This is a genomic window from Kibdelosporangium phytohabitans (genome assembly GCF_001302585.1).
Classification (GTDB): domain Bacteria; phylum Actinomycetota; class Actinomycetes; order Mycobacteriales; family Pseudonocardiaceae; genus Kibdelosporangium; species Kibdelosporangium phytohabitans.
This window is the reverse complement of record NZ_CP012752.1, coordinates 11,483,232-11,498,710: the sequence shown is the minus strand read 5'-3', so window position 1 is coordinate 11,498,710 and position 15,479 is coordinate 11,483,232. Positions and strand designations below refer to the sequence as shown.

The following is a 15,479-nucleotide window of genomic DNA, read 5'->3' as shown; positions in this document are numbered from 1 at the left end:
TCTGTCAGTGGAACAGGGCTGGGAGGGTGCCCTGCCAGGCGGTGCTCAGCTCTTCCAGCGTGAACGTGGCGACGTCCTGGATCTCCAGTGCCTTCGCGTCCGGGTCCACCACGCCGAGCTTGCGCCACGGCATCGAGCGGGCCGTGAGCATGTCGGTGAACCGCAGCTCCTCGGTCCGCGGCACGGCCACGATCACGCGGCCGGCCGACTCGGAGAACAGCTGCACGAACGGGTCCTGGTCGCCGTCGAGGAAGATCCGGGCGCCGGTCTGGCCGATCAGGCACGCTTCCACGATCGCCTGCGCCAGGCCACCTTCGGCCAGGTCGTGGGCGGCGGAGACCATCCCGTCACGGGAACCGGCCCGCAGGATGTCCGCCAGGAGCATCTCGTGCGCCAGGTCCACGCGCGGCGGCAGGCCGCTCAGCGACCCGTGCACCACGTGCGCCCACTCCGAACCGCCGAACTCGTCCGCGGTGTTTCCCAGCAGCAGCAACGTTTCGCCCGCTTCGGCGCCGATGCCCGTCGGGATGCGCCTGCGCACGTCGTCGATCACGCCGAGCACGCCGACCACCGGCGTCGGCAGGATCGCCGTGGCGCCGGTCTGGTTGTAGAAGCTGACGTTCCCGCCGGTCACCGGGATGCCCAGCTCGACGCAGCCGTCCGCGAGGCCGCGCACGGCCTGCTCGAACTGCCACATCACGCCCGGGTCCTCCGGTGAGCCGAAGTTGAGGCAGTTCGTCACGGCCACCGGGGTCGCGCCGCTGACGGCCACGTTCCGGTACGCCTCGGCCAGCGCGAGCTGGGCACCGGTGTACGGGTCCAGCTTGCAGTAGCGGCCGTTGCAGTCGACGGAAAGCGCGACACCGCGGCCACTTTCCTCGTCGATCCGGATCATGCCCGAGTCCGACGGCTGCGACAGCACGGTGCCGCCGCGCACGTACCGGTCGTACTGGTCGGTGACCCAGCTGCGGGACGAGAGGTTGTGCGACCCCGCCATCCGCAGCACCAGATCATGCAGGTCCGAAGTGGACGGACGGGGCAGTTCGATCGGCTGCTGCAGCGAATCCTGCTCGGCCGGGCGTGCCACCGGGCGGTTGTACACCGGGCCCTCGTGCGCGACCGTCCGCGGCGGGACGTCCACCACGACCTCGTCGTGCCACGTGATGACGAGACGACCGGTCTCGGTCACCTCGCCGATCTCGGTCGCGGTCACGTCCCACTTGGCGCACACCTGCATGAAAGCGTCCACATCGGACGGTTTGACGACCGCGCACATCCGTTCCTGCGACTCGCTCGACAGGATCTCGGCCGGGGTCATCCCCTTGGCGCGCAACGGAACCCGGTCGAGGTTCACATGCATGCCGCCGTCCCCGGCGCTGGCCAGCTCGGATGTCGCGCACGACAGGCCGGCGCCGCCGAGGTCCTGGATGCCGACCACGATGCCCTCGCGGAACAGCTCGAGGCAGCACTCGATCAGCACCTTCTCCGTGAACGGGTCGCCGACCTGCACCGAGGGGAGCTTCTTGCGCCCGGCCGTGGTCTCGTCACCGGAGAACGTGTCGGACGCCAGCACCGACACACCGCCGATGCCGTCCAGCCCGGTCCGCGCGCCGAACAGGATGATCTTGTTGCCGGTGCCGGACGCGTGCGCCAGGTGCAGGTCCTCGACCCGCATCGCACCCACGCACAACGCGTTGACCAGCGGGTTGCCCAGGTACGTCGAGTCGAACACGACCTCGCCGCCGATGTTGGGCAGACCGAGGCAGTTGCCGTAACCGCCGACACCGGCCACCACGCCCGGCAGCACCCGGCGGGTGTCGGGGGCGTCAGCCGGGCCGAACCGCAGCGAGTCCATCACGGCCAACGGCCGCGCGCCCATCGCCATGATGTCGCGCACGATCCCGCCGACACCGGTCGCGGCGCCCTGGTAGGGCTCCACATAGGACGGGTGGTTGTGGCTCTCCACCTTGAAGGTGACCGCCCAGCCGTCGCCGATGTCCACCACACCGGCGTTCTCGCCGATGCCCGCGAGCATCTTCGAGCGCATCTGCTCGGTGGTGGTCTTGCCGAAGTAGGACAGGTGCACCTTGGAGGACTTGTAGGAGCAGTGCTCGCTCCACATCACCGAGTACATCGCCAGCTCGGCGTCGGTCGGCCTGCGGCCGAGGATCTCCCGGATCCGCTGGTACTCGTCGTCCTTGAGGCCCAGCTCGCGGTACGGCTGGGCGGTCTCCGGAGTGTCTTCCGCGTGCTTGACAGTGTCGATCGTCATGCCTTCACCAGTGCGTCGATGGCGGAAAAGAACATGCCCAGCCCGTCGTCGGACGGCCCGGTCAGCGCGTCGATGGCGTGCTCGGGGTGCGGCATCAGGCCGACCACCCGGCCACGCGCGTCGGTGATGCCCGCGATGTCGTTGAGCGACCCGTTCGGGTTGCCGCCGACGTACCGGAACACCACCCTGCCCTCGCCTTCCAGCGCGGCCAGGGTGTCGCGCTCGGCGACGTAGCCACCCTCGCCGGACTTCAGGGGGATCAGGATCTCCGCTCCCTTGTCGTACCGGCTGCTCCACGCGGTCGAGGTGTTCTCCACCTTCAGCCACTGGTCCCGGCAGACGAAGTGCAGCTCGTGGTTGCGCACGAGGGCGCCGGGCAGCAGACCGGCCTCGCACAGGATCTGGAAACCGTTGCAGATCCCCAGGATCGGCATGCCCTTCGCGGCGGCTTCGATCACCGGGCCCATCACCGGGGCGAACCGGGCGATCGCGCCGCAGCGCAGGTAGTCGCCGTAGGAGAAGCCGCCGGGCACGATCACCGCGTCGACCCCGCGCAGGTCGGCGTCGGCGTGCCAGAGCGGCACGGCCTCGGCACCGGCGTACTTCGCCGCACGGCCGGCGTCCTGGTCGTCGAGCGTCCCAGGGAAGGTGATGACTCCGATCTTGGCCGTCATGCGTCGAGCCTCCGGACGGTGAAGTCCTCGATCACGGTGTTGGCGAGCAGATCAGCGGCGATCTTGGTGAGCGTCTCGTCGTCGACCGAGTCGTCCACCTCCAGCTCGAAGCGCTTGCCTTGGCGAACCTCGGTCACACCTTGGAATCCGAGACGGGGCAGTGCTTTGGCCACCGCCTGTCCCTGCGGGTCGAGGATCTCCGGCTTGGGCATTACGTCGACGACGACACGGGCCACGGTCGTTTGCTCCCATTGTCAAGAACATCACAGCGGGTCACGATGGACCTGGGAAGCCTACCTGACCTGGGAGTTTCGCTCTGCGCGAGCACGCTGGCCAACCGGGCCGGGTGACGACGAGTATCGATGACATGCGACTTCTCGTTCTGGGCGGCACGGTGTTCCTCGGTCGCGCGATCGCGGCGGAGGCCGTCGGCCGCGGGCACGACGTGACCTGCGCGGCCAGGGGGAGCACGAGCGGCGCGCCCGCCCCGTTGGTCAGGCTCGACCGCGACGATCCCGACGGCCTGGCGCCGCTGCGCGGCGAGCGCTTCGACGCGGTGGTGGACGTGGCGAAAATCTCCTATCCCCACGTCCACCGGGCCGTCGAGCAGATCCGATCCGCGCACTGGACGTTCGTCTCGTCGATCAGCGTCTACCAGGAGTTCCGCACCGGCGGAGTCGACGATCCCGTCTTCGACCCGGTGCGCGAGCAGGGCACGGCGCAGACCATGGACGACTACGGCGCCATCAAGGTGGCCAGCGAGAACGCGGTCAGGGACGTCTACGGGCAGGACGCGTTCATCGTCCGTTCCGGTCTGATCACCGGCCGCGGCGACATCAGCGACCGCTTCGGCTACTGGCCCGCCCGGCTGTCCGGCGACGGCCAGGCGGTCGTGCCGGACGCACCGGACCAGGCCACGCACCACGTCGACGTGGAGGACCTGGCGGCGTGGATCGTCGACGGTGCCGAACGCCGTGCCGGCGGCACGTTCAACGCCAGCGGCCTGCCGATCCCGCTCGGCGAACTGCTCACCCGGATCAAGGCAGCGGTCGGTGGCGACGCCGAGATCGTGCCGGTGAGCGAGCAGAAGCTCGAGGAGTTGGAGGTCAACTCGTGGGCGGGGCCCCGGTCGTTGCCGCTGTGGGTGCCCGGCGGCCACATCATCGGCGCGAACTGGGATGTGCGGCCCGCGATCGACGCCGGCCTGAGGTTCCGTTCGCTCGAGGAGGCGGCGCTGAACGCACTGGAGCACGAGCGTGAGCTGGGGTTGGCGCGCCCGCGCAAGGCGGGGCTCACCCGTGGGGAGGAAGCTCACATTCTCGCAGCGCGCTGAGTGGCAGTATCTGGGGAATGCGCGAAACTTTCGACTACGTCGTGGTTGGGGCTGGTAGCGCGGGATGTGTGCTGGCCAACCGGCTGACCGAGGATCCCGGTGTCCGGGTGTTGCTGCTGGAAGCCGGCGGCGAGGACACCGCCGACGAGATCCACATCCCCGCCGCGTTCGCGAACCTGTTCAAGACCAAGTGGGACTGGAACTACGAGACGGTCGAACAGAAGCACATGGGCGACCGCAAGTCTTACTGGCCGCGGATGAAAGCGCTCGGTGGTTGCTCGTCGATGAACGCGATGATCTACATCCGCGGCAACCACGCCGACTACGACGCCTGGCGCGACGAGCACGGCGCGACCGGCTGGGGCTGGGACGACGTGCTGCCGTACTTCGTACGCGCGGAACACAACACGCGCCTCGGCGGGCCGTTCCACGGCGGCGAGGGCCCGTTGTTCGTCGAAGACCGCCGCTACACGCACGAACTGTCCAGCGCATGGGTCCAAGCCGCGGTCGCGTGGGGCATGAAGCCGACGGACGACTTCAACGGCGCCGACCAGGAAGGCGCCGGGCAGTACCAGGTGACGTGCCACAACGGCCGCCGCTGGTCGACAGCGGACGCCTACCTGCGGCCCGCCATGGACCGCCCGAACCTGACCGTGCGCACGAACGCGCAGGCCACCAAGGTCGTGATCGAGTCAGGCCGTGCCGTCGGCATCGAATACCTGCACGAGGGCACGGTCAGGACAACGTACGTCGACCGCGAGGTCGTGCTGTCCGGTGGCGCGATCAACTCGCCGCAACTGCTGATGCTGTCGGGCATCGGGCCCGCCGAACACCTGCGGGAACACGGCATCGACGTCGTCGTGGGCATCGACCAGGTCGGTACGAACCTGCACGACCACCCAGCCGCCGCGATCCTCTACAGCACACGCGGGACAACCGATCTGATCGACTACGTCAACCCGCAGCGGCTGGTGCAGTGGCAGCTGGCCGGACGCGGCCCGTTGGCGTCGAACATCGGCGAGGCAGGCGGTTTCATCCCGACGAGCGACGGACTGCCCGCCCCGGACATGCAGTTCATCGTCGCGCCAACCTTCTTCTACGACAACGGGATGCAGGAACCGCCCGGTCGCGGCTTCACCGCCGCCGCGGTGCACGTCGCGCCCAAGAGCCGCGGCAGGCTGCGGCTGCGGTCGGGCAATCCCCTGTGGCGGCCGTCGATCGACCCGGCGTACTACGCGGATCCGTCGGACATGGAGGTGATGATCGCCGGGATCCGCATGCAGCAGGAGATCTGCGAGCGACCGGCGATCGCGCGGTACCTCGGCGCGCCGTACAAACCGGAGTCGCTGGAGTTGACCGACGCCGAACTCGCCGACCACATCCGAGACGTGACCCAGACCCTCTACCACCCGGTCGGCACGTGTTCGATCGGCACGGTCGTCGACCCCTCGCTGCAGGTCAACGGCGTCGAGGGACTACGTGTCGCGGACGCGTCGGTGATGCCGATGGTGCCGCGCGGAAACACGAACGCGCCGTCGATCATGGTCGGCGAAAAAGCAGCCGACCTGATCAAGAACCCCTGATCAACCCTCGTGAGTGGTTAGGCCGGTTAGAACCGGCCTAACCACTCACGAGGGGTTACGTGCGGACCAGGCCTGTTCCGTCGTCCTGCTGGTCGACGATCCAGCCTTCGGGCAGTTCGTTCTTCATCTCCAGCGACACCGTCATGCCGTAGGTCTCGGCGGACGCGGCGACCGCGGCCGACATGTCGATGCCGCCGCGGAAAGCGCTGTGGTTGAGGTCGATCGGCTGCGCGAACTTGCTGCCCCGCAACACGACCTTGCCGTCGAACGTCGCCTGTGCGAGCTTGGTGACACCGTCGAACTTGGACTGCTTGAGGTCCACGAGCTGATCGGCCTCGAAGTTGGCGAACCAGGCGCGCTTGTGGAACGTGGTGCCCGGGGCGATGAACTTGCCCCAGCTGTGCGCCGCGGTGAACCAGGCGTCGCCGAAGATTTCCATGTTGCCGAACGCGTTGGCCTCGTACAGGTTCACCGACCGCGCGGTGAGCTGGCCGACCACGCGCTCGGAGATGTCGAAGTACTCCAGCGTGGCCCCGGTCAGGTCCAGGTCGTACGTGGGTGCCCGGCCGTCGCCGCTTTCCGGCAGCAGTTCGCCGATCAGCCGTTGCGCGGTGAGCCTGACCTGCCGTTCGCGGTCGGCGTCCACCGACTCCTCGACGGCGTCGTCCGCGCCACGCAGGCGGGCGTAGTGCGCGTGGTCGAACGGCCTGCGTAGGTACGCGCACAGCACGTCGAGCACGGTCTGCGTGTACTCCGCGCGGCTACGGGCAAGCCCGGCGAGCGCGTGCATCGCGCCGACCCTGACCTGGTCGGCGTCGTCGCCCAGCAGCTCGATGGACCGGGCGAAGCGCTCGTCGGTCGACCGTTCGCGGTCGTGCTGCATCCGCTGCGTTTCCATCTGCTGACGGGCCTGCTCGAGGGCGTGCCGCTGGTCCTCGAGGTCGTGCCTGCGGCGCTCGATGTCCTGGCGGTCCTCGTCGATCCTGCGGCGCTGGTCGCTGAGCCACAGCGCGTACAGCGCCACGACAGCGGCGGCCGCGAGACCGCCTGTCCGGAAGGCCTCGCTGAGCGTCGACCCGCCGTCGAGCAGGATCCACCCCGCGACGGTCGCCGCCAGACCGACAGCGCCGAGCACGGTGCCGACGAGCGCGCGTGCCTGTCGGGCGAACATCACCCCGCTGCCGATCAGGAGCAACAAGCCGACGATGAGCAAGGCCAGATGCATCCGCACATTTTGGAGGCATCCGGCCCTGGCCGGTAGGGCCGGATGCAGCAGTTGCTCAGGACTTGTCCAACTCCGCGATCTCGTCGTCGGTCAGCTCCAGGTCCACGGCCTGTGCCGAGTCCTGGATGCTGGCCGGTCGCGACGAACCGGGGATCGGGATGACGTGCGGCGACTTGGCGAGCATCCACGCCAGGCAGACCCGCTGCGGGCTGACCCCGCGGGCCGCGCCGAGCTCGGCGAACCGGGCGAACCGCGACCCGAGCTCACCGGCTTTGCTGATGCCGCCGAGCGGGCTCCACGGCAGGAACGCGATGCCGAGCTCGTCGCACAGCTCCAGCTCCGGCTCGCTCGACCGGAACGCGGGCGAGAACTGGTTCTGCACCGCGGCCAGCCTGCCGCCGAGGATCTCGTTGGCCTGCTTGATCTCGGCCGGGTTGAAGTTGGACACGCCCGCGTACCGGATCTTGCCTTCGTCCAGCAGGTCGCGCACCGCGCTGACCGACTCGGCGATCGGCACGGCCGGGTCCGGCCGGTGGAACTGGTACAGCCCGATCGCCTCGGCGCCGAGCCGTTTCAGCGACGCCTCACAGGCCTGCTTGATGTACGCGGCCGAGCCGTTGAGCGACCAGCCGCCGCCCGAGGTGCGGGTGTGCCCGCCCTTGGTCGCGATCAGCACGTCGGACTTGTCACCGCCGTAGGAGGCGACGGCGTTGGCGATCAGGGACTCGTTGTGCCCGAAGTCGCTGTCGTCGAGGCTGTAGGCGTCCGCCGTGTCGATGAAGGTGATGCCGGCGTCCAGCGCCGCGTGGATCGTGGCAACGGCCTGCTGCTCGTCCGGCCTGCCCTCGACCGACAGCGGCATGCCGCCGAGGCCGATCGCGCTGACCTGCGTGTCGCCGATACGACGAGTCCGCATGGAGTTCTCTCCTTCTGCTGTCCGTTGCTTGTGTCTCCAGCCTGCGCCCGCTGCATTAATCTGTCCAACAGGGAAAACTGATCCCATTGAGCAGTGCGGGTGATGAATCATGGAGCTCCGCCAACTCGAGTACTTCGTCGCCGCCGCCGAGGAGTGCCACTTCACCCGCGCGGCCAAGCGGATGCACGTGGCCCAGTCCGGCTTGTCGTCGGCGATCCGCTCGCTCGAGCGTGAGCTGGGGGCGTCGCTGTTCATCAGGAGTACCAGGCAGGTCGAACTTACGCCCGCGGGCCGCGCTCTGCTCGTCGAAGCGCGGCGGGCGCTGAGCGCCACCGACGCGGCCCGTGCCGCCGTGGCCGCGGTGCAGGGGCTGATCCGGGGCAACTTGGCCGTGGGGTCGCTGCAGTGCGTGCACGTGGTGAACGTGCCCCAGATCCTCGCCCGCTTCCACGCCGCGCACCCCGGTGTGGAGATCCAGTTGCGGCAGGGCGGTTCCCGGCACCTGGTCGACCAGGTCCGGGCCGGGCGGCTGGACGTCGCCCTGGTGGCACGGCCGTTGCGCCCGGTGGACGACGTGCTGATCCGCCCTTTGGCCAGCGAACCCCTTGTGCTGGCGTGTGCCTTGGAGCATCCGCTGGCCAACCGGACCGAAGTGTCACTTCATGACCTGGACGGCGAGCCGTTCGTGGATTTCCAACAAGACTGGGGCTCGCGCGACCTCGTCGACTCCGTGCTCGGCGAGCGGCGGATCGCGTTCGAGGTCAACGACGTGCACTCCCTGCTGGACCTGGTGACCTTCGGCCTCGGCGTGGCACTGGTGCCACAGTCCTTTTCGGTCAAGACCGACAAGGTGCAGTTCGTCGGGATCGCGGGACGGCTGCCCTCGTGGGACACCGTCGTCGTCACGTCCGAAACGGCCAGTGCCGCGGCGACCGCGCTGCTCGACGCGGTCGCCGCGGCCAGAAGTGGTCGCGCCTAGCCGTTGGCGAGTGCCTGCAGGCGGTCGTAGGCGCCGTTGAACTGGTTCTGGTCGATCGGGCTGGATGAGTACTGCCAGATCGTGTAGAAGCCCCACGCGTAAGGCAAAGCGCCGACAGATGAGGCGTACCTGGCCACCCACAGGGGGCTCGTCGACGAGAAGTCACCGTCGACGCACTGCGACCACCAGCTGGTGCTCGTGTAGATCACCGGCCAGCGGGTCGTGCGGGCGTGGTACCGGTCGCTGAAGGACTTGATCCACGCGGTCATGGCCGGCTTGGACAGTCCGTAGCAAGTCGCGCCGCTCGGGTTGTACTCCATGTCGAGCGCGCCGGGCAGCGTCTTGCCGTCACGCGACCAGCCACCACCGTTGTTGACGAAGTAGTCCGCCTGCGCCGCACCGGTGCTCTTGGCCGGCTGGGCGAAGTGGTACGAACCGCGGATCATGCCGACGTTGTAGGAACCGTTGTACTGCTGGGCGAAGTACGGGTTCTGGTACGTGGTTCCCTCGGTGGCCTTGACATAGGCGAACCGCTTGCCCTGTCCCCACCAGTGGGCCCAGTCCACATTGCCCTGCCAGCCGCTGACGTCGATGCCGTAGACGACGGCTTGTGCGCCGATGTCCTGCGGCACCAGCACCATCTGCTGGTTGCCCTCGTGCTTGGCGATCTGGGAGCCCATCGGGTGGTCGTTCTCGACGACGTACCGATCGATCGGATCAACAGTCGGCTCCGGCTGGGCGCTGGCAGGTAACGCGCTCAACAGGAGAACAGAGGCAGACACCACTGCGGTCAGCATGCGGCGGCGGCCCCTTGGGATTGCAGGGATCTTCATGGGGATGCCCTTTCCTTGCCCTCGCTAGACGGCTAACTGAAAGTAGCCGCCTGAGTCAGGATTGTGAGCCCATAACTACCCATTTGTCACGCTTTGGTGTGAAAGAATCACTAGGGTTAACCAACTTGACAGTTGCGGGGCTGAGTACGTTGCTGTTCAAGCCGGTAAGGTTGCCTCGGCCGGCCAGTTGGATCGATCGTGCGAGTGCCGAAGGGTGTGGACGGTGGAAAGCCCGAGCTGGCCCGCGGCCGAGGGGTCGGGCGGGTGTGAGCGGTTCGCCAGGCGCTGGGCTGCGGCCGTCCGGAACACCAGCTATGTAGCGCTGGAGACCGAGGAGATCGTCGAGCGGCTGGCCGAGTTCGGCAAGGTGCTCGTCGACGTGGCGAACGCGGACGCCTACCCGCACCAGACCGTCGAGTGGATCGGCATCGAACTCGTCCGGATGCGGTTCCTGGAAACCGAGTCCCTCGCCGCGTCCATCCGGGTGATCGGCGATGGCCTGCCCGCGCTCGCCGACTCGTCCGAACGGGCGATCCGCAGGCTGCCGAAGATCCTGGCTTCGCTCGTGACCGGATTCAACGAGGCGATCAGCGAACGGAATCTGGAAGACCAGCAGCCCGAATCGGTCCGCGCGGCGGTGATGGACGCCCGCCGCGGCGCACACGCGGCGTTGCGGGCGAGCGAGGCGCGCTTCCAGGCGGTGTTCCACGAAGCGGCCGTCGGCATCGGCATCTGCGACATGCGCGGCAACATGATCGACGCCAACCGGGCGCTGTCCGATCTGCTCGGCATGCAGCTGTCCGAACTGCGCACGATGAACATCGAGGAGTTCTTCGAGAAGGACATGCCGGCCAAACTCCGCGAGGAGTACGACGAAGCACTGGCGGGCCTGCGCGACAACTACCAGGTGGAGCGGCGATTCCGGCGCCGCGACGGCGTGACGCTCAGGACGAACCTGAAGGTCTCGGTCGTCCGCGACGAAGCGGGCCGCCCGCAGTACCTGGTCGGGATGATCGAGGACATCACCGAACGGCACACCCTGCAGCGCAGGCTGCGGCACGAGGCGACGCACGACCCGCTGACCGGGCTGCCCAACCGGGCGCTGTTCCAGGAGCGACTCAACGAAGTCTTCGCGACCGGCGGGGAAACCCGCGTCGGCCTCTGCTACCTGGACGTCGACGGCTTCAAGGTGATCAACGACAGCCTCGGCCACGATGTCGGCGACCAGTTGCTGGTCGCGGTCGGCTCCAGGCTCGGCGTGCTCGTGGACGGACCGGACCGGATGGTCGCGCGGATGGGCGGCGACGAGTTCGTGGTGCTGGTCCAGGACTGCGCGTCCATGAAGGACCTGACCCTGCTGGCGGACAAGATCCTTTCGGCGCTGCGCGAACCGGTCCGGATCGGCGGCCACGACCTGACGGTGTCCGCGAGCATCGGGATCGTTGAACGCCCATGCGAGGGAACGACACCCGCGGACACGATGCGTGACGCGGACGTGACGCTCTACTGGGCCAAATCGGACGGGAAGGACCAGTACGCCTGCTTCGACCCGGAGCGCAACGCGCACGAGGTGGCCCGCTTCACCCTGTCGGCCCGGATGCCCGCGGCGCTGGAACGCGAAGAGTTCTATGTGGACTACCAGCCGATCGTCCGCCTGCCGGACGGCGAACTGCACGGCGTGGAAGCGCTGGTCCGCTGGCGGCACCCGGAGTTCGGCCCGCTGGGCCCGGACCGGTTCATCGGACTGGCCGAGGAGACGGGCCTGATCGTCCCACTGGGACGCTGGGTGCTCAGGACAGCCTGCGTGCAGGCGAAGCAGTGGTGGGACAGGTTCGGCGACGACGCGCCGTACGTGAGCGTGAACCTGGCGGTCCGCCAGTGCCGGGACCCCGGACTGGTCGACGACATCCGCAAGATCCTCGCCGAAACCGGGCTGCCCGCCCACAGAGTCCAGCTGGAACTGACCGAGAGCGCGATCATGGGCGCGACCGGCGAACCGCTGGAGATGCTCCGCACCCTGGTGGACCTCGGCCTGACGATAGCGATCGACGACTTCGGCACGGGCTACTCGAACCTGGCGTACCTGCGCGTGCTGCCGGTCCGGACGCTGAAGATCGCTGGGTCCTTCCTCGAAGGCCTCCGCGACCCGGGCAACGCCAGCCTGGTGGACACCCAGATCGTCCGAACCCTGGTCTCCCTTGCCCACCTGCTGGGCCTGACAGTGACCGCGGAGGGCGTGGAAACCACCGAGCAGGCCGACCGCCTGCGCCGGATCGGCGCGGACTGCGCCCAAGGCTGGCTCTACGCCAAGTCCGGCCCGCCGGAGGACATCGAGAAGTGGCTCACCGCGGCGACCGCGGGTCAGCGGTAGGCCCTTGCGGGCAGGCGGACAGGCCGATGCGAGCCCTATCTGCGGATTTCGGGGATATCAGGCAGCGAGATGCGCGGCGGGGACGATCGCGCTCAGCGGGCCGACGGGGTTGATCAGCAGCGGGAAACCGCTGAGCAGCGGGACCAGGTCACGTCCGCTGACGACCCGCCAACCAGGCCAGGCAGCGGGTACGTGCTCCGCCACCGTGCAGACGGGCACGAAAACGCGCCCCGCCGGGTCCGGGAAGCCGATGACGTCACGCTCCCGCGGTGACCCCGCGTAGAGCAGCAGCGCCGCGTCGAGCAGCAGGGGCGGCAAGGACGTGGCTTCCCGGTGCCCGGTCCTGATCAGCTGGAGCATCTCGTCGACCGCGCTGGGCGGCGCGGGCATCCGCAGGGCCTGCGGTGACGGCCGGTAGCGGTCGTTGGGCTGGAAGCTGTCCTCGATCTCGCCGCTCGCGTCCACCGGGTACGCACCGACCACACCCCACGGCGGGACGTCGGCTTCGGACTCGAACAGCGGGTCGATCACGTACAGCCACGTGTTCGGGTTACTCTTTGCGCTCGCCCGCATCTCGGGCGTGATGTCCGGCGGCATTCGGTGATCGTAGGTCTAGTTCCGACCACGGAGCGGAGTGGGGTCCGGGTCACACGACGGCCGCGAAATCGTTGCGCAAAAAGTTGTGAGGTTGCGGGAACCACTCCCGGACCGCATGCATCAGAGCTACAGTCGTCGCAAACACACAGGCAGATCAGGGAGACGCGCCGTGTTGATAGCTGATGGTGGGGGGTCGTCGGCCCCGAGCCCCACGGGGTCGGGATCGTCGCACACAGTGAAGGTCAACCCGCCCGCGATTCCGGGTGCCCGTGACGCGTTCCACGAAGCCGCCCAGAAGATCGACGACCTGGTCCAGGTCCTGCGGAGCATGACGACGCCCGCCTGGGCGCAGGACCCGGTCAGCAAGATCACCGCCGCCCGGTTCGAGACGGGCAACGGCGACACCGGCCGGATCGCCGCCATCCAGGCCCTGACCAAGTACGGCCAGGAACTGCGCAACTCCGGCGACGCGCTCAACGAGGCCTACGACCGCTACATGCGCGTCGAGGGCTCCAACACCGACCGGTGGCGCGGCAAGGGCTTCCAGGACGTCTGAGGGGGTTAGGCAACGATGAACAGCGACATCAGGTGGATGGGCCTCGACCACAAGGCCATCTTCGAGATGATCAACGCGGGTCCCGGCCCGAACGCATCCGACGCGCCCGCGGACTTCTGGGGAACCCTGTCGGCAGGCCTGAACGACATCAGCGCGACCCTGCACAAGAAGCTCGGCGACCTCAACGTCCACTGGGAGGGCGTGTCGTCCGAGCAGGCGCTCGCCGGGATGAACCCGCTCAAGGACTGGGCGTCCAAGGCCGAGAACGGCTCGACCGTCATGAAGACGTCCTTCGAGCTGCAGGGCAACTACGTCGGTGACGCCCGCAACGAGGTGCCGCCGCCCAAGCAGGTGACCACGCCGGAGCCGTCGGGCTGGCAGATGGTCGCCGCGGGCGCCGCCGCGCTGGTCGGCAACGGCGGCCCGGCCGCCTCCGTCGCGGCGCAGTCGGCCGACCACGAGGCGCAGGAGCGCGCGTCGGACGAGGCCGCCCGCAAGGCCGTGCAGGCGATGCAGAAGTACGAGAAGAGCAGCGACTGGAACGCCGACACGCTCGGCCACTTCGAGGACCCGCCGAAGCTCGTCGTCGACACCCCGCCGCCCGCGCCCGGACTGCACGGCGGTTCGGTGGAGACCGGCGGCATGTACAACAACACCGGCGTGCACCACAACCAGCAGACGCAGACCAGCTCGGTGCACCACTCGCCGATCGGTGGCCAGTCGGCTCAGCAGCCGAACATCACGCCGAACCAGCAGGTGCAGCACCACGGCAGCAACGTGTCGCCGAACCAGTTCACCTCGCAGCAGGGCTACACGTCGCCGCAGGGCCACCCCGGCCTGCAGCCGACGCCGCCCAAGCCGCCGATCCAGCCGCCGAACAACGCCCAGCAGTGGGGCGGCGGTCAGTTCGTGCCCGGTGGTGGCCCGTTCACCTCGGGCCAGGGCCCCACCAGCGGTGGCCGTCCCGGTATCCCCGGCGGTGGCTCCGGTGGCGGTGGCGCGGGTGGTCGCGGTGGCCTCGGGCCGAACGCGGGCTTCGGGCAGAACTCGTCGATGATGGACGACGGGCGGCAGGGGCGTCCCGGCGGCGCGGGCACCAACCCGATGGCGCAGGAAGGCGCGCCGCGTACCGGTCCCGGCGGCGGCAACATGGGCCCAGGTGGCCGTGGTGGCCAAGCGGGGATGCCTGCCAACGGCCGCCGGGCGGACGGCGAGGACGACGACGAGCACGAGACGCCGGACTACCTGATGGAAACCGACGACATCTGGGGTGACGAGCGCACGGTCGCGCCCTCGGTGATCGGCGAGAAGCCAGAGCACCAGTGATCGATCTGGGCGCTCCCGTGCAACCAAGGCCGATCACGATCTCGGCTCTCGAATTCGACGTCCTGTGGGAGCACTTCGGCTACGAGGACATGCCACTCGTGGTCAAAGTGCCCTCGCCGGGCGCGACGTGGACCGAACGCAAGCAGTTGGTGGAACAGGCGTGGACCGGGCTCGAGCAGCGCGGACTCGGCCGGGCGATCGACCTGAACCCGAGCATCGAGCGCGCGCTCGGGATCCTGGCCCGGCCCGACCGCGAGGTCGACGGCCGGACGTGGCTCGGCCGCAGTGTCCGCTTCCTCGCCGCCGCGCGCGAGGAGGAAGCGGTGCTCGCGATCCAGGCGGACGCCTTCCTGACGTTCCACAGCGTGCCCCCGCAGTCCCTGGCGAGTGTGGCCACCGGGGTGTTGTCGCCGGTGTCCGCGGGCCCGGGCCAGTCGGTGAACATCCGCGCGGACGACTTCGAAACGGCCGCCAACAACGCCGGTGGTACGCAGAAGGGCTTCGAGCAGGCCCTGCGCAACCGCGGGATCAGGGAAGACGACGTGCGGACGCTGTCGACCATGATCAAGGACGTGGTGGCGACCGGGAACTTCGGCGCAGCGGCCCGCGACAAGTGGGGCAAGCGGCACCGTGCGGAGCGCGTCGTGGCCTTCTTCGACACCGAGGACGGCCGCTACCTGCAGGTCCGCAAGGCGTCCGGCGACGGCAGCGCGTGGACGACGATCTCCCCGACCGACACCCGTCGGCTGACCCACCAGGTCGAGCAGCTGCTCGGCGAGATCGTCCGCGAGGCTGCGAGCAAGTAGTGCCCCGG

Annotated in this window: 14 protein-coding genes; 7 read left to right on the top strand and 7 right to left on the bottom strand. The window is 68.7% G+C overall.

Features of this window, described 5'->3' with window-relative positions; genetic code table 11:
* Nucleotides 1-4: 4 nt before the first annotated feature.
* The 3 genes from purL to purS are packed head-to-tail and all read right to left on the bottom strand — an operon-like array spanning nucleotide 5 to nucleotide 3,182.
* Nucleotides 5-2,272 carry a phosphoribosylformylglycinamidine synthase subunit PurL gene (gene purL / locus AOZ06_RS51705; protein ID WP_054296092.1) on the bottom strand — a complete coding sequence of 756 codons (2,268 nt, stop codon included), beginning with the start codon at nucleotides 2,270-2,272 and terminating at the stop codon, nucleotides 5-7.
* Nucleotides 2,269-2,946, bottom strand: coding sequence for a phosphoribosylformylglycinamidine synthase subunit PurQ (gene purQ / locus AOZ06_RS51700; protein ID WP_054296091.1), 678 nt, complete (start codon nucleotides 2,944-2,946; stop codon nucleotides 2,269-2,271). Before purQ ends, purL begins: the two co-directional genes overlap by 4 nt.
* Entirely contained in the window at nucleotides 2,943-3,182 is a 240-nt protein-coding gene (gene purS / locus AOZ06_RS51695; RefSeq protein WP_054296090.1) for a phosphoribosylformylglycinamidine synthase subunit PurS, read from the bottom strand. Before purS ends, purQ begins: the two co-directional genes overlap by 4 nt.
* Before the next feature lie 131 nt (nucleotides 3,183-3,313).
* Between purS and AOZ06_RS51690 the strand changes: the two genes are divergently transcribed.
* Both AOZ06_RS51690 and AOZ06_RS51685 read left to right on the top strand, forming a co-directional pair.
* Nucleotides 3,314-4,279, top strand: a complete 966-nt coding sequence (locus AOZ06_RS51690; protein WP_054296089.1) for an NAD-dependent epimerase/dehydratase family protein — start codon at nucleotides 3,314-3,316, stop codon at nucleotides 4,277-4,279.
* Between the two features lie 17 nt (nucleotides 4,280-4,296).
* On the top strand, nucleotides 4,297-5,862 hold the full coding sequence (locus AOZ06_RS51685; protein ID WP_054296088.1) for a GMC family oxidoreductase: 1,566 nt from the start codon (nucleotides 4,297-4,299) through the stop codon (nucleotides 5,860-5,862).
* Between the two features lie 55 nt (nucleotides 5,863-5,917).
* Here the strand turns inward: AOZ06_RS51685 and AOZ06_RS51680 are convergent, their stop codons facing one another.
* Both AOZ06_RS51680 and AOZ06_RS51675 read right to left on the bottom strand, forming a co-directional pair.
* Entirely contained in the window at nucleotides 5,918-7,087 is a 1,170-nt protein-coding gene (locus tag AOZ06_RS51680) for a hypothetical protein (protein ID WP_054296087.1), read from the bottom strand.
* A gap of 55 nt (nucleotides 7,088-7,142) precedes the next feature.
* Nucleotides 7,143-8,003 carry an aldo/keto reductase gene (locus AOZ06_RS51675; protein ID WP_054296086.1) on the bottom strand — a complete coding sequence of 287 codons (861 nt, stop codon included), beginning with the start codon at nucleotides 8,001-8,003 and terminating at the stop codon, nucleotides 7,143-7,145.
* A 109-nt stretch (nucleotides 8,004-8,112) separates the two neighbouring features.
* Between AOZ06_RS51675 and AOZ06_RS51670 the strand changes: the two genes are divergently transcribed.
* Nucleotides 8,113-8,982 (top strand): LysR family transcriptional regulator, encoded by an 870-nt coding sequence (locus tag AOZ06_RS51670; protein WP_054296085.1) that lies wholly within the window; start codon nucleotides 8,113-8,115, stop codon nucleotides 8,980-8,982.
* On the opposite strand, the gene AOZ06_RS51665 is transcribed toward AOZ06_RS51670, so the two are convergent.
* Entirely contained in the window at nucleotides 8,979-9,779 is an 801-nt protein-coding gene (locus AOZ06_RS51665) for a lysozyme (protein ID WP_417999988.1), read from the bottom strand. The genes AOZ06_RS51670 and AOZ06_RS51665 overlap by 4 nt on opposite strands.
* 259 nt (nucleotides 9,780-10,038) lie before the next feature.
* On the opposite strand from AOZ06_RS51665, the gene AOZ06_RS51660 reads away from it, so the two are divergent.
* On the top strand, nucleotides 10,039-12,186 hold the full coding sequence (locus AOZ06_RS51660) for a putative bifunctional diguanylate cyclase/phosphodiesterase (RefSeq protein WP_083472919.1): 2,148 nt from the start codon (nucleotides 10,039-10,041) through the stop codon (nucleotides 12,184-12,186).
* A 57-nt stretch (nucleotides 12,187-12,243) separates the two neighbouring features.
* On the opposite strand, the gene AOZ06_RS51655 is transcribed toward AOZ06_RS51660, so the two are convergent.
* Nucleotides 12,244-12,783, bottom strand: coding sequence for a type VII secretion system-associated protein (locus AOZ06_RS51655; protein ID WP_054296083.1), 540 nt, complete (start codon nucleotides 12,781-12,783; stop codon nucleotides 12,244-12,246).
* A 235-nt stretch (nucleotides 12,784-13,018) separates the two neighbouring features.
* Here AOZ06_RS51655 and AOZ06_RS51650 point away from each other — a divergent pair, with 235 nt between their 5' ends.
* Genes AOZ06_RS51650 through AOZ06_RS51640 form a run of 3 tightly spaced genes read left to right on the top strand, consistent with a single transcriptional unit; the run spans nucleotide 13,019 to nucleotide 15,471 of the window.
* Complete coding sequence (locus tag AOZ06_RS51650; protein WP_054296082.1) at nucleotides 13,019-13,339, top strand: hypothetical protein; 321 nt, start codon at nucleotides 13,019-13,021, stop codon at nucleotides 13,337-13,339.
* Between the two features lie 15 nt (nucleotides 13,340-13,354).
* The gene (locus AOZ06_RS51645) at nucleotides 13,355-14,665 is read left to right on the top strand and encodes a PPE domain-containing protein (RefSeq protein ID WP_054296081.1); all 1,311 of its coding nucleotides are present in this window, start codon (nucleotides 13,355-13,357) and stop codon (nucleotides 14,663-14,665) included.
* Nucleotides 14,662-15,471 carry an ESX secretion-associated protein EspG gene (locus AOZ06_RS51640; RefSeq protein ID WP_054296080.1) on the top strand — a complete coding sequence of 270 codons (810 nt, stop codon included), beginning with the start codon at nucleotides 14,662-14,664 and terminating at the stop codon, nucleotides 15,469-15,471. Before AOZ06_RS51645 ends, AOZ06_RS51640 begins: the two co-directional genes overlap by 4 nt.
* Nucleotides 15,472-15,479: the final 8 nt, after the last annotated feature.

Coding starts and splice junctions, on each gene's coding strand:
- AOZ06_RS51645 (WP_054296081.1), top strand. CDS start 13,355: ATGAACAGCGACATCAGGTGGATGGGCCTCGACCACAAGGCCATCTTC.
- purQ (WP_054296091.1), bottom strand. CDS start 2,946: ATGACGGCCAAGATCGGAGTCATCACCTTCCCTGGGACGCTCGACGAC.
- AOZ06_RS51665 (WP_417999988.1), bottom strand. CDS start 9,779: ATGCTGACCGCAGTGGTGTCTGCCTCTGTTCTCCTGTTGAGCGCGTTA.
- AOZ06_RS51655 (WP_054296083.1), bottom strand. CDS start 12,783: ATGCCGCCGGACATCACGCCCGAGATGCGGGCGAGCGCAAAGAGTAAC.
- AOZ06_RS51685 (WP_054296088.1), top strand. CDS start 4,297: ATGCGCGAAACTTTCGACTACGTCGTGGTTGGGGCTGGTAGCGCGGGA.
- AOZ06_RS51690 (WP_054296089.1), top strand. CDS start 3,314: ATGCGACTTCTCGTTCTGGGCGGCACGGTGTTCCTCGGTCGCGCGATC.
- AOZ06_RS51680 (WP_054296087.1), bottom strand. CDS start 7,087: ATGCATCTGGCCTTGCTCATCGTCGGCTTGTTGCTCCTGATCGGCAGC.
- AOZ06_RS51675 (WP_054296086.1), bottom strand. CDS start 8,003: ATGCGGACTCGTCGTATCGGCGACACGCAGGTCAGCGCGATCGGCCTC.
- purL (WP_054296092.1), bottom strand. CDS start 2,272: ATGACGATCGACACTGTCAAGCACGCGGAAGACACTCCGGAGACCGCC.
- AOZ06_RS51670 (WP_054296085.1), top strand. CDS start 8,113: ATGGAGCTCCGCCAACTCGAGTACTTCGTCGCCGCCGCCGAGGAGTGC.